This window comes from Halomonas urmiana (assembly GCF_005780185.1).
In the GTDB taxonomy this organism is placed as follows: Bacteria; Pseudomonadota; Gammaproteobacteria; order Pseudomonadales; family Halomonadaceae; genus Halomonas; species Halomonas urmiana.
Window position 1 is genome coordinate 1 of record NZ_VBUI01000046.1, and the last position, 13,193, is coordinate 13,193.

General features: G+C 52.8%; 12 protein-coding genes and 2 pseudogenes. 10 read left to right on the forward strand and 4 right to left on the reverse strand.

The annotated features are described in order from the left end of the window. Positions 1 to 234: 234 nt before the first annotated feature. Positions 235 to 1,422 carry a hypothetical protein gene (locus tag FEI13_RS18205; protein ID WP_138182922.1) on the reverse strand — a complete coding sequence of 396 codons (1,188 nt, stop codon included), beginning with the start codon at positions 1,420 to 1,422 and terminating at the stop codon, positions 235 to 237. A gap of 288 nt (positions 1,423 to 1,710) precedes the next feature. Between FEI13_RS18205 and FEI13_RS19760 the strand changes: the two are divergent. The 8 genes and pseudogenes from FEI13_RS19760 to FEI13_RS18240 form a co-directional block, all read left to right on the forward strand. Beyond that, a pseudogene (locus FEI13_RS19760) lies at positions 1,711 to 1,830 on the forward strand (hypothetical protein); the annotation flags it as partial. A 132-nt stretch (positions 1,831 to 1,962) separates the two neighbouring features. Next, a complete protein-coding gene (locus FEI13_RS19560) occupies positions 1,963 to 2,349 on the forward strand; it encodes a transposase (protein WP_240036574.1) in 387 nt (128 codons plus the stop codon). A gap of 704 nt (positions 2,350 to 3,053) precedes the next feature. Next, the gene (locus tag FEI13_RS18215) at positions 3,054 to 3,407 is read left to right on the forward strand and encodes a hypothetical protein (protein ID WP_138182923.1); all 354 of its coding nucleotides are present in this window, start codon (positions 3,054 to 3,056) and stop codon (positions 3,405 to 3,407) included. Between the two features lie 407 nt (positions 3,408 to 3,814). Next, entirely contained in the window at positions 3,815 to 5,152 is a 1,338-nt protein-coding gene (locus FEI13_RS18220) for a hypothetical protein (protein ID WP_138182924.1), read from the forward strand. A gap of 114 nt (positions 5,153 to 5,266) precedes the next feature. Next, on the forward strand, positions 5,267 to 5,899 hold the full coding sequence (locus tag FEI13_RS18225) for a hypothetical protein (RefSeq protein ID WP_138182925.1): 633 nt from the start codon (positions 5,267 to 5,269) through the stop codon (positions 5,897 to 5,899). A gap of 95 nt (positions 5,900 to 5,994) precedes the next feature. Continuing rightward, the gene (locus FEI13_RS18230; protein ID WP_138182926.1) at positions 5,995 to 6,882 is read left to right on the forward strand and encodes a hypothetical protein; all 888 of its coding nucleotides are present in this window, start codon (positions 5,995 to 5,997) and stop codon (positions 6,880 to 6,882) included. A gap of 258 nt (positions 6,883 to 7,140) precedes the next feature. Further along, positions 7,141 to 7,581: a LexA family protein gene (locus FEI13_RS18235; RefSeq protein WP_138182927.1), complete on the forward strand. Its 441-nt coding sequence runs from the start codon at positions 7,141 to 7,143 to the stop codon at positions 7,579 to 7,581. A 16-nt stretch (positions 7,582 to 7,597) separates the two neighbouring features. Further along, on the forward strand, positions 7,598 to 8,872 hold the full coding sequence (locus FEI13_RS18240) for a Y-family DNA polymerase (RefSeq protein ID WP_138182928.1): 1,275 nt from the start codon (positions 7,598 to 7,600) through the stop codon (positions 8,870 to 8,872). Positions 8,873 to 8,876: 4 nt separating this feature from the next. Here the strand turns inward: FEI13_RS18240 and FEI13_RS18245 are convergent, their stop codons facing one another. Genes FEI13_RS18245 through FEI13_RS18255 form a run of 3 tightly spaced genes read right to left on the reverse strand, consistent with a single transcriptional unit; the run spans position 8,877 to position 11,136 of the window. Then, positions 8,877 to 9,929 (reverse strand): helix-hairpin-helix domain-containing protein, encoded by a 1,053-nt coding sequence (locus FEI13_RS18245; RefSeq protein WP_138182929.1) that lies wholly within the window; start codon positions 9,927 to 9,929, stop codon positions 8,877 to 8,879. A 55-nt stretch (positions 9,930 to 9,984) separates the two neighbouring features. Continuing rightward, the gene (locus tag FEI13_RS18250; protein WP_138182930.1) at positions 9,985 to 10,650 is read right to left on the reverse strand and encodes an SOS response-associated peptidase; all 666 of its coding nucleotides are present in this window, start codon (positions 10,648 to 10,650) and stop codon (positions 9,985 to 9,987) included. 3 nt (positions 10,651 to 10,653) lie between these two features. Next, the gene (locus tag FEI13_RS18255) at positions 10,654 to 11,136 is read right to left on the reverse strand and encodes a hypothetical protein (protein ID WP_138182931.1); all 483 of its coding nucleotides are present in this window, start codon (positions 11,134 to 11,136) and stop codon (positions 10,654 to 10,656) included. 468 nt (positions 11,137 to 11,604) lie between these two features. Here FEI13_RS18255 and FEI13_RS18260 point away from each other — a divergent pair. Both FEI13_RS18260 and FEI13_RS18265 read left to right on the forward strand, forming a co-directional pair. After that, positions 11,605 to 12,149, forward strand: a pseudogene (locus FEI13_RS18260) (IS66 family transposase); the annotation flags it as partial. A gap of 195 nt (positions 12,150 to 12,344) precedes the next feature. Further along, positions 12,345 to 13,175 carry a hypothetical protein gene (locus FEI13_RS18265; protein ID WP_138182932.1) on the forward strand — a complete coding sequence of 277 codons (831 nt, stop codon included), beginning with the start codon at positions 12,345 to 12,347 and terminating at the stop codon, positions 13,173 to 13,175. Positions 13,176 to 13,193: the final 18 nt, after the last annotated feature.

The window sequence follows — 13,193 nt, forward strand, 5'->3', positions numbered from 1 at the left end:
GCCAGCAGCTTCAGGGCCATGGTATGCCTGGCGTGCATAGACCGTTGCCTGCGAGCAGACTTTTCGGACAAAACCTAGTACTACTGTGTCATAAGGCCGCAACCTTGTGATTTTCCTGATGAGACTATGTCACAAGTAATCTTCTAGCATGAATAAAAACAGTCACTTAGAAGATATGTGACACAGTAGTACTAGGAAGTTATACTCTTTACCTTCGACCTGATGCTATAGATTCTATGGATGCTTCCATGTTTTCTTGAAGACATGAAGATCCTCTGATCGCCCTGCTCTCAGATTATCAGCATCTTCTTCAATTAGCTCCGCAATTTCCATAAGCCGCCCCATCACTCGCTTGACTGGCTCCGCTGAATCTAGACCGAGGAAGTGCTGATATACGGCAGGGCGTAATTCTCCCACTTCTGGGATCGTGTCGCTACAATAGTACATTTCATTCATTTCACTACTTACCTTAAGCACTGAGCGATCACTAATCATGCTTAGTGTGGGGGTGAACCGCACTATCTCTCCCTTCAGCTTTTCAAGCCTATCAGGTGCCAGTGGATCCCCTTCCATCTGAGCAACTAGGAAATGATACAGCCGCATCTTAACGTAGGCAGATATGCCAAGCATATAGGCGGGGCATATCGACAAAGCTTCATCACAGTTTTCTACCTCGGCCAAGAAATCGAAACTCTGGTTTAAATCACTTTGAGGAGATAAATATTCCTCGATGTTTCGGTGGTAATCCTCAAGCTCGTGGGGGCCTAAACCGCTGGGGCTCGCGGCCAATTCATCCATTTCTGTAATATATTTGTGGGCGCGATGAAAGAGACGGCTAGCGTGACTTGCCTCAGCGAGTTTTAGTTCTTTTCTGATTACTTTTTCAATTGCATTTTCGAGTTGATTTTCAGTCAAAGGGAGAGGAGTGGGTGACGCGCCCAATCCGACTAATTGAGAAATAACGCCAATGGCACTAGAAATAATATCTCCAGCAACTGGAACCGCAGAAAGTGCACCTGAGATGCCTGAGAGGATTTGTTCAGATACCTCGGCTATATTAACTCTATCGTCTCGCGTATTTTGTAGAGAAGCACCACCGTTAATGAATCTTTGTTTGCGAGACCACCAATCTGTCAGTGTGATACCTTCTCTAGGTAGAATGAGGACGAAAGCACCCCAGTTAACCGAAATTGAATGCGCTGGTTTTATCTTTGTTGCCGCGTCTTTAGTTTCGCCTACCCCTAAAAAAATACCCTTTTCTTTGGCTCCGGATGTAATTTTTTTATTATTGTCGTGCGTTTGTCCAGGGTGTATAAGCTCATATCCAATATTCCAAAGATGTTGCCAAGGTTCCCCCCCGTCAGACGCCGCTTCGCGTGCGATCCAGTATAAGTTTAGGTTTGTTCGGTTTGTTATATGCATTAGTAAGGTCTCTGCTTATTGGAAAGCAAATGGAGTCTTGTCAGTGACATTCAGTTTTTCCACACTACTGATTGCTCGACAGGCCATCTTTTGAAGCTAGGCCACCTCAGTCCTAGGCGTCAAATAAATTTTGGCTCTTCGCCGTTGAGTGTGGAATTTAACCTCGGTGTTTAGCCACGATAGGGCCTCCATAACGGCAGGAGGCATGGATGGCACCCAGGTTATGACTCTCGGCTTGGGCCTGGAAGCGCCTTTGATGCTTAAGGACCAGCACCTGGATACTCCGTACTGCCACACCGCCTCGACCTTTATGTCGAGGCTGAGCGAGGCAGCCACTCCCCCTGTCCGGCGTGCGGCAAGGCCTGCCCGGCTCACGACTTTACCGAGAAGACAGGGCGGCATCTGAACTTCTTCCAGCACCACTGCTACCTGCATGCGCGCGTCCCGCGTACCAAGTGCCCCGAGCATGCCGTCAAGCGCATTGAAGTCCCTTGGGCGCGGCCGGGCAGCGACTTCACCTTGCTGTTCAAGCAGGCGGCCATGTCGCTGGGCAAAGTGATGCCGGTGCTGGCCGTCTCCCGGCAGCTGGAGATCTCCGACAAGCGACTGTGGCGCATCGTGCATCACTACGTGGGACGGATGCTGGGTCAGCTGGATCTGTCCGAGGTCGAGGCCGTCGGCCTGGATGAGACGGCCTCACGACGCGGCCAGCGCTATGTCACCGTGTTCCTCGACATGCAGCGCCAGCAGGAGCCGGTGATCTTCGCCGTGCCTGGGCATGGCAAGGCCACCATCGCGGCCTTCAGCGCTTTCCTGGCGGAGCACAAACGTGGTCGAGGTGGTCTGCGACATGTGGCAGCTGCCGAGGCCGATCTGATGAGCCATTGTGCCGAGCTGCCGGCTGCACAGGCCTTTTCCGGTGAGTGATCGTGCCGAGTAGGTAGCTGCCGAGGCTGTTGTGGTGAGCCATAGTGCCTAGCTGTAGGGTCCCGGATGGTTGAACTGGGCACTTCACTCACCGTTAGCGCCCGTGGCGCGGGGGGCTGGCTCTGCCCTCTATCCCCACATCCCCCACATCCCCCACATCCCCCACATCCCCACATCCCCACGCCCTCCTCACCAACGCATTTCACTGACACACCTCAAGTCCACCATTCGCTAATCGAGGAAAGTTTGATTAGGCTGTAGTGTGGAAGTATGTATCTGTCTGATGCTGCCATGTCTCGAAATGGCGACACATCAGGCTTCCACGCCAGGGAAGGCGTCAGCAAGCGTCTGGATTCCCTAGCGGTAGTGTGGCTGGTCATATGAAGGGATGCGTTCAAGACCGTGTATCAGGTGAAAGGTGAGGAACGACCCAAAGCGACCAAAGATAAATAAACCTAGGTGGTGGCTCATGTTCTACCAAGTGCAAAATTTAAATTTTATTTGTATTAGGGTGAGAGATGAAGAATGGAGAAAGGAAGCGTCTTCTGATTAAGATGGAGAAGATAATTGGCTCAAGTTGCTTTAATGGAAATATACAGAACTGGGGGCCAAATGGACAGTGGTTAGGTGAAGGTCGAGCATTTAGATATCCCCTTAGGCTGAATAAGCTAGGCTCTAAGCGAGTTGTGGGTAAAGATATATCAATGGAAGACCTGATGACAGGTCGATATGCTTTCGGCGCCAACCAATTGCATATCATGAGGGCTCTCGATGAAATTATAGACATGCTGAAAAATGACTACGGGATGAAGGTTGACGAGACAAAGGAACGCCTGAAGGCAGACAGTAGCCAGAAATCTGAATGCCCATTTTGTGCTAAGAAGGTTGTTGATGTAGATATGCATGTAAGTCAAAGCCATCCCAAGGAATGGAAAAGATATGCTGATAACGACAAAGTGATGAATCGGCTACAAGGTAAAGTACGCTGCTCAGGATGCGGTTCTTTTTTAAAATCGACGAAGGGGCATGATGAAAAATGCCCTGAAACATTGTTATGAGACTTTGTCTGTCACGAACGTTATGGGTGGATTTATGAGTTTGCAGCGAACAATCCTGTTATCCGCAATATTGGTTGCAACGGCAATTTTGCTTTCTCCAACCTTGCTTCAAGGATATAAGATGTTTCAGTGTGTGAGCGCAATAGAGAAGACGGGAATGGGATCGCAAGATACAAGCAGGCTGACTTGTATTCAGTATATCAACTAATGGGAGTGGTTTTTTAGTGAGGTTTATGGCCAAATCGTATTGGATCGTTGGCTTTAGTTCCTGGAAGGGCAACTTGCGACCCAAAGCTGCCCTGCTGGCAAAGGCAGCATGCTCGTTTATTGACTTGAACGCGCGCTCGTTCAAGTCAATAAACGAGCGGGCTGTCTAATACCTGTTATATCTTTGGAGTTAACAAGAAATGGCGACCTTAATTGATAACTCTACGATATCGAGTGTCCAGCGTGCGTTGGGGTTCGTCCCAATCTCTGAACCAAACCTGTTGGACATGGAGCATGTGGCGCTCGGTCGTTTTGTAGAGGCATTTTTGTGCCATGATCGACTGGTAATCCCTGACAACTATAAAAAAGAATTCTCCGAGCAAAGAAAAGAGCTACTAGATCATCCATCGGTAAGTTTTTCACAGATTCCAAACCAAAAAGATCGTGAATATATCGAAGCAGCGTCGGGCTTGTCAGAAACCTGGACGGAAGCATTCCAGGCTCAGAAGGACGATGGTCTATTCAACCATTATTTTGAGCAGGTGCAAGCATTTAGCCACTTCCTTTGGGAGCACTCTAGTTCAGAGTTTTTTCTAGTTTTTCGTGCGTTAGGAATCGATAAGGCTAACCCCCTAATTGAGGCTGTCTTAGCTGAGAATGTGGATTCCTTAACCGGTCCAAGGCTCAGCATCCGAGGTGATGATGGGGCTCCCGTTCAATGGAAACGCCTTGCTCCACACGTTAAGAAAATGCTTACCGTTCTCGGATGGCTTGGTAACCAGTATGTGTGGCACCAAGTAATGGCTACAGAGAATGGTCACAGCTACATGCCTCACCCCTTGCGAGATTTTTTTGCAGCCGATTTTATGGGGCGCATAAAAAGTGGTGCGACGGATGCTTCTGAGTTCTCGCGAGTTTTTACTAAAGGTGTCACACGATTTTCGGGCAAACTACCTGCCATCATAGAGGATCTGGGTCTATCGCCTGAATCATCAACACTGACCATTCATAGCCTTTTGCCGTTATTGATCCAAGAGTCCAAGGATGGTGCGGATTTTATTAATGTGCTCAAGCAAATGAGAGATGAGAGTGATGTGAAATCGCTCAGGTCAATGCTGTCAGAAGTGAATAATGGCATTGCATCAGGTGATATTAGGCCGGCTCAGAAGTTAAAATCCGAAATCGAAAAAATCGGTGAAAATATCCTAATCGAAAAAGGATTAGAGAAGCGGTACATCACGCTTACCCCTCCTACCACTCTTTTAGGCATCGGTGTCAATGGTGATCCCGCGAGTCTGAAGTGCTCTTTACCCAGCGCTTTTTATAAGCAGTTCTTCGTTGGCAAAAGGTATCGAGTGTTTATTAAACGAACCCTAGAGGAGCTGGCTATGCCTTCGAAAATGGGTCAACTAAAAGACAAGCTTAATGGATACGCCAGTATCGAGGGAGAAGAATATCCGAAGTTCTACCTCAATCCAGATTATTCCCCTTCGAAGTATCACAAGGTATTTAACAGCTCGGTGCTCAAAGCCGACTAAATATAACAATCGGCTGCGCAGCGACCGATTTTACGCCGCCTCGCGGCTCCAAACCGGCTCACGCGCCGGTTTGGAGCCGGGCGTTATTGGTTCTTGGGAGAAGGTTGAAGGCTCATGCGATTGTATAAATTTAGGGGGCCGTCCCAGATTGAGTTCACCATCGACATCATGTTTAACAACCGTCTTTACTGTGCAGATTGGACAAAGCTCAATGACCCTATGGAAGGTCAATTCGTCTACTCCCACAGAGCCACCGACGAAGTAGATCGTTCGGCTTATCTAGATGATATTCGAATGGAGAAAAAGAAAATCCGGATCTGTTCGCTTTCGAGCACCTATGATAGCCATTTACTTTGGGCCCACTATGCAGACGGTTTTTCTGGCGTGGCAATTGAGGTCGATGTCACCGACAACCACCCAAGCTTGATGAAGATGGAGTATGGGGGGGTGTTCGCCAGTGTAAATTTTCAGGATGGTGATGTACCTCGCGAAACTGCGCGGCGAATATTTGCTTCAAAATACATCGATTGGGCATATGGAAAAGAATTCCGGATCTTGCACGGAGAACACTTTTTTGAACTGCCTAATTCCGTGAGACGGATCATCGTTGGTCATCGAATGAATCCATCCCTTTTTGAAGCGCTTAGAATAATTTGTGAGCGAAAAAAAATTGAGATAAACCGAACGGGAATTGGCGACGAGGGGATAGATGCGGACCCGGTGCCGGCTATCGGAGAGCCCTGGTAAAGACCAATAACAATTCGCGTAAGGCGGACGGCCCTGACGGGCCGCCGCTGCGCTCCAACTTTGCCCGTGTGGCGGGCGCTAGGCAGGAGTCGACCTTGAAATTTAATACTATCGACGAAGCAAAAGAATATGTTGTTTCGCTCACGAATAAGGCCAGAACCATCGAGGATGTTGACTCCGCCATTAGCTACTATCAAGAAATGGTGGACGGCGCCCATAGTGACGATTCGAGAAATTTATGGTTTTCAGAACTTGATAAATTGAACAAATGGAAAGGTAGCGATGATTTCAACAACGGAAATTACCCTCAAGGAATTGATGATCTTATTCTTGAGCTAGTTGAGTGGCGTTCAGTTATTTATGCCTTTCAAAGCGTTGATGCTAAGCGAGAACCGTTTAAAGAAAGCGGATTTTATGCGCAATGGTATGTAGGGGGAATATATGGGGTATTTTCAATATTCGGGAAGCTACTAAGCAAAGATAAGCGTGATAATTCGCTGAGGAAGCTGTGGGAAGCTATTTCACCAATTATGCTAAGTGAAGGTGCATGCACAAAACCAGAAGTTGACTGTATTAACGCTGCTCTTGATGCCAAGTCCGGTCGTTTCACGAACGAAAATTCACAAGCATTACTTTTTAGGAACAAGCTGATTTCTCACAATGAGGCCATGCCGGTTGTGAAGTGGGATGAAGTTGACAAGGACTTTGCATTTTTAATTCGGATGTGGTCATTGCTAGTCTCTTGGAGTTCATTTGGATTGTTTCAGCCATTTCGAACTGGTGACCAAGCATTTGAAGGCGTTGAATCAATGTTCGATCGTTCAGAAATCACGAAGTTGAAGGCAAAAAGACAGGAATATCTAAAAATGGTGGAAAAGTGGTCTACAAGCTATGTTCATACTGGCGAAGCTGACCCAGGTAGAGGGGCTTTTTCTTCTCTTTCTGTCAAACTTTCCATTATTTCTGACAATGAAAGAGCCTAACAATCGCCAGCACAGGGACAAAGTTTACGCTGCGCTCCAACTTTGCCCGTGTGGCGGGCGTTAATATCAGCGAAGTATCAACGACCGCTTTTGGCCGCATGTGGATATTCAGTTTTATCTGATGCAATTTAGATAACAAAAACTCCCCTGCTGACAATGGAGTAGACCAAGGCCAGCCCCACGATCGGCCAGAGGTCTTGGCAGGTGGTGTCTTCTGTCTGATACTGTATAAATATCAGGTATCGATAGGAGGCCATCATGTCCCACGACGCACTCATCCCAGCCCATCTGGCACCGCCGTCCATGCCGCTCCCATTCCCGTTAACCCTCACGCGGGGCGGCCTCTCTGGCTTTCCCAGCCCGGCCCAGGACTACGAGGGCCGCACACTGGATCTCAACGAACGGCTGGTGAAGCGAGCCGCCTCGACCTTCTTCATGACGGTGACTGGCGACAGCATGGAGGCGCTCGGCATCCATGCTGGAGACATCCTGGTGGTCGACAGCGCGATCGAACCGAGGCCGGGTCACATCCTGGTTGCGTCGGTAGAAGGGGAGCTGGTGGTGAAGCGCTATGAGCTGTTGGGTAATCGACCCTACCTGACCTCGGGTGACCCCAGCTATCGACCGATTCCTGCTGCCGACCTAGAGTGCCAGGCTTGGGGCGTGGTGCGTGCTGTGGTTCATGAGTACCCGGTATAGTCGGATAGCCAGCGCCATGATCGGTCTGATTGACTGCAATAACTTCTATGTCAGCTGTGAGAGGGCCTTCCAGCCCCGTCTGGAGGGCGTTCCCGTGGGAGTGCTCTCGAATAATGACGGTTGTGTGATCGCGCGCTCCAATGAGCTGAAAGCCTTGGGCGTGGAGATGGGCACGCCGGCTTTTGAGCTGAAGCCGCTGCTGCGTCAACGCCGAATCCAGCTGCTGTCGTCTAACTACGAGCTATATGGCGACATGTCTTCACGGGTGCAGCAGGTGCTTGAGGAGTTCTCGGCAGGGGTTGAGCCGTATTCGATTGACGAGATGTTCGTCCGCTTTGATGGCTTCGCCCCAGAGCAGATGCATGCCCATGCACAGGAACTGTTCACCAAGGTTCGTCGCTTCACGCATATCCCTGTCAGCGTGGGGATTGCTCCAACCCGCACCTTGGCCAAGCTGGCCAACCGGGCGGCCAAGAAGCTGCCAATCTATGGTGGGGCCTGTGTGCTGAGGCCAGGTACCGTGGAGTGCGAGGCGCTGTTGCAGCAGGTGGCGCTTGGTGATGTATGGGGTGTGGGACGTCGGCTGGTGGAACGGCTTGGCCTGCTCGGCATGCAGACGGCATGGGACCTTGCACAGGCGGAGCCCAAGCAGATCCGCCAGCGCTTCTCGGTGACTCTGGAACGCACTTGCCTGGAACTGAAGGGCATTACCTGCATCGAGATGAACGATCCGGAGGAGGCGCGTCAGCGGATCATGACCTCGCGTTCCTTCGGCCGCCTGACAGATAACCGGCAGGAGATCCACCAGGCGATCCGCCAGTATGCTCAGCGCAGCGCCGAGAAGCTGCGTGCCCAGGACAGTGTGGCGCGTGCCGTCTACGTATTCCTCAAAACCAACCGGCACCGTCCTGATCTGCCGCAGTACTCACCCAGCGCCATCGTGGAGCTGCCGCAGCCTACCGACGATAGCCGTGACATTCTGCATGCTGCAAGCCAGGCATTCGATGCCATCTATCGGCCTCGCTACCTGTTCATGAAAGCGGGGGTGATGCTGGTCGATCTGGTAGATGCCAACCGTCAACAGCTCTCGTTGCTGGATACTACAGAAAGCCGAGCCAACCGTGAACGTAACGACCGCCTTATGGCGACCCTCGATAACCTGAACCGCCGGATGGGGCGCGGTACCGTGACGTTTGGGCGCCCCTCGCCCGGTGCTGCCTGGCATCTCCGCTGCGCCAACCTCACACCACGCTGGACGACACGCTGGGACGAGCTGCCGAAGGTGCGCTGATCTTTCATTGGCACAGTAGGTCGCTGGCTTGGATCTCCTGCACCCTGGCGGTACCAAGGCCATTAACACGGGTAAGCTGATCAGCAGATGCCCACGGTCGTTCTCCCACGATGTCCTCGGCCCGGGCAGGACCAATGTGCGGCAGCTCATCAAGCTGCGAGATAGTGCTGGTGTTGAGATCGATACAATCGAGTGTCGACGTGCTCGGTAGGGGAGTCCCGGTTACGGAATGCACCGGTTCCATCTTGGCGCCATGCAGGCCGATATAGACCGGTGCGTGATCGGAGATGCGGTCCCGGGCCTCCTGATGATCCAGGTGCAGGAGATCCGGGAAGAGGAGAATTCCTCGATCAGAAGGATTCAGGATAGAGGCGTCGAACCAAATGTTGTCATAGAGGTTGCTGTAGGAGCCCGCTGTCGTGGCTAGCGTCGTGCGCCCATCGGTTATCGCCGGCTCCGCGTCGAGCGCTCGCAGTGGCGCCCAGCCGTGATGCTTCGGCGCCAGATTGAAATCTCCCATCAGCAGGCGCGGTGTACCCCTGGCGATCTCGTCCAGCCACTGCCAGTAATCAGCTAGGGCTGCGATCTCCGGTAGTCGGTCGCTAACGCTATCGCCGTAGACCACGTGCACCGTACCCACGGTGAACAGGTCGTCGGTCTCCACGTCCCGAAAGCGGGCCGAATAGGGCTCACGGCTGAAGACATCACCGTGATCGAGGAACACCACCGCGCTGTCCGAATAGGCGACCTCGCTCTCGCGCCAAAGGAAGGCGTAGTGCTCGGTGTACGACGAGTGGCCCAGCTCACGGCTGGCCATGGAGGACCAAGCCTCGCCGGAGATGGCTTCAACTTCTTGCTCTAGTCGGGCCAGGGCCGAGGTATCCATCAGCTCCTGGATCGCGAGCAGGTCGAAGTGGTTGGCCACATGGGCCACCTGAGACATGGCTTTGTCGTTATCCCAGCCGAGGTGCTTGATGTTCCAGCTGCCAATCAGGACATCGGCCTGCGTGGATAGAGGGAGGAGGGCCAGCCAGGCAACGACCAGACGATTCAGCATGATCCATATGCTCCCTGCGTAAAACGACCCATGGTCGTTGGCGTAGGGACAAATATCAATCGGAGCCCGAGGTGACAGGCTCAATCAGGCCGGGATCGTTCTCGGCGGGCTTGTTGACCCGAGTAGTCACCGGCCAGTGGGTGATGAACTCGGCGCTCACGTGATGAATGACCTGGCGCAACGTTTCTCGGTCGGTCATGTCCGGATCGAGCCAGGGCTCCAGGCTCTCGTCATCCAGCACTAGAGGCATGCGGGGATGGATCTGCTGGGCAACGCCGCGAGCCGGTTCAGTCAGGATCGCGCAGCCGGGTGCACCGTCTGCGCGCTCGGCCCAGATGGCTGCCAGCCAGATCGGCTCGCGATTCTCACGGCACAGGAAGTGAGGTTGTTTCTGACCATCCACTGCCACCCACTCGAACCATCCATCAGCCGGTACAAGGCAGCGATGGTTAGAAAACGCTCCTTTGAAGTAATTGGACGTGGCTACCTTTTCGATGGTGGCATTGATCGGCTCGGGGGCGTCCTCCTTAGCCCAGTGTGGCTTGTATCCCCACCAGACCTCATCCAGCAGTAGGGGAGAGTCATAACGTCTCCGGGCAGCAGGAATCCAGGTGCCGGGAGGGATGTTATAGCGTGCTTCCCATTGCGCTTCTGCTTCAGGCAGACCGAGTCGACGCGAGATGCGGGGAGGATCCGAGTACAGCGCGAAGCGTCCACACATGGGTCAGTCGCTCCTGTTGATTTCATCTGCCTCGATCAGCAGGTTAGCGATCACCTGGGAGGCGGTCTTCCCCGACACCTTCTTAAGATGATTGAGTGCTGCCTCGGCCTCGGGCAAGAGATCGATGATCATGGCCTTGGGCTGTGCTTTTGGAAACTCGATTCCCGAGGCTTCCAGCCAGTTTCGCAGCTCCACCAGGCGGTAAACCCCGATGCCCGGAGGTTGCCCTCGCTGAATGTCGCCATTTTCCCATGCCTTAATCAGGTCATCCCGGCTTTCGATACCGGCTTTCTTGAGGGTGAGGACGGTGTGGATGTTCAGACCTTCATGCCACTCCGGTACCTTTCGAGCGATCTCAGTCCAACGGCTAATCCAGCGTTCGATGGCGCTGGTCGGTTTCCCCATCAGAGCGGCAATGTCATCGATGGCATATCCTTGCTCTTTCAGCTGCCAGGCCCGCCTGGCTAGCGTCTCGATCTGGGACATTTTGGTGAGCCTCCGTGCTGGTCACGTTGTCAGCATAGCAAGTGCTGGAGAAGTAGAGGGCTGATTGTGGTGCCACACGAGGGGCTATAAAATCGCCGGGTGTTTCATCCCAGCCCTTGCTGACGTCCTATAAGGATGTTGTAGCTGGCAGCCATAGGTACAGTATACATTCATGGATCTATAGCTGATCAGTCTATCGCGATAAGACAACACATGGGTGGTACGAGGTGGAGGGAACGCGGTGAGGTATATGATGCGATGAGTGGAGATGATCAGGTTGACTTATGAGGTTAGAAGGCAGTTGACGACCCTCAGCGGACATCCCGAGACCTTCTACATGCGCGTTCATTCAATATAAGAGCGTGTAGTCTAATCACTGTTATCCAGAACTAGGTTCTGTTCGAAAAGTCGGATATGCTATATTTTATTTATGCTTCAGCAGTATAGGTGACTTATGACAGGCTCCGCATGGCCCACGTGCGACGCAAGTTCGTCGACCTGCACGTGGCCGGCAAGAGCCAGATTGCCGGGCAGGCCATTGAGCTGATCGGTCAGCTTTACCAGGTGTAGCGCGAGGCCCAGTCACTGAGCGCTGAAGAACGCCAACGGCTGCGAGAGACAAAAGCGAGGCCCATCGCCGACGCGCTGCACCGCTGGATGCTGGCTCACCGCGAGAAGGTGTCGAATGGCTCGGCGAGGGCCAAGGCGCTGGACTATAGCCTGAAACGTGGACGGCGCTGATGCGCTACCTCAGCGCCGGCGGATTGCCAATCGACAACAACCTGGTCGAGAACCTGATCCGACCCTGGGCGCTGGGGCGTTCAAACTGGCTGTTCGCCAGGTCACTGCGCAGTGGCCAGCGCGCTGCCACCATCATGAGCCTGATTCAGTGCGCCAAGTTGAACGGCCACGAGCCCTACGCCAACCTGAAGGACGTGCTGGAACGGCTGCCGACCCACAAGGCCAGCCAAGTCCACGAACTCCTGTCCCACCATTGGCAGCACACTGCCTGATCACTCGCAAGCGGTGATGCCCGAACGCTTACGGATCAAAGAGCTACGCCGTGACTGCACGCGATACAAAAACTTGGCAAGCAGCTTCAGGGCCATAGTATGCCTGGCGTGCATAGACCGTTGCCTGCGAGCAGACTTTTCGGACAAAACCGAGGAGAGTCTGTGTTTGGGAACCAAGGTGATACTCTGAGCAGGATGTTCAGCGATGACGCTGAGCTGAGGAAGCTCTATGAGGCACTGGCGGAGGCGATGATTGAAGGTTCGGACGAGACAGGGGGCATGGCAGAGATCTGGGAGAAGATAGAGACGCATCGGCGGGCAATTCGCCGGAATCACGGTGAGAGCTTTCCACCCGACCCTCCAAATAGCGAGTGTCGGCATGCAGAACTAGGGGGTGTGCAGTTTGAGAACGGAACTCTTCCCAGCAAGGGTGATTATCGGTACTTGCTGACTTGGGGTCATGAGAAGCTTTACCTCTGGACGCATACCACGAACAAGAACACCGGCCTAATTGCTGAGGTAGACTTGTCAGTCAAGGACTCGAATGTTTGGCGGTCCTTCGGCTCAGCGTTCAGACTCGCGATGGGTCTAGCTAGCGTTCTGGAGTCCATCCCCGAAATGAGCTACAGGTGGATATACCGATTTGACCCCGGGCTCGACCACAATGCGCAAGAGTTCTTTGACAGGTCGGAGTTTGCATTCATGGGGCCGTCTTTCATTATCCGCATCCGACGGGTGCTTGAACTGGCCGGGATCTTGGAGTTGCTTCACAGATCTGAGCCGTTCTTTGTGGCGGCGCAAAACGTGCTGGTTGCAGCAGAGAATCACGAGTTCTGCCAGGAATGCGCGCTGCGTCCTCCCGAACACAGAACCCACCAGGAGCACGAGCCAGATCGTTGGGCGCAGACCATTGTTTTGCCCAAGATGGAGGCAGCGATAGTTCAAGCAACTCGCTCTGTTGAAGCACTGCTAGGTTTTGTCCGAAAAGTCGGATGTGCTAATTTTCCCTATGTCGCAGCTGCATAGGTGACGTATGGCAGGACG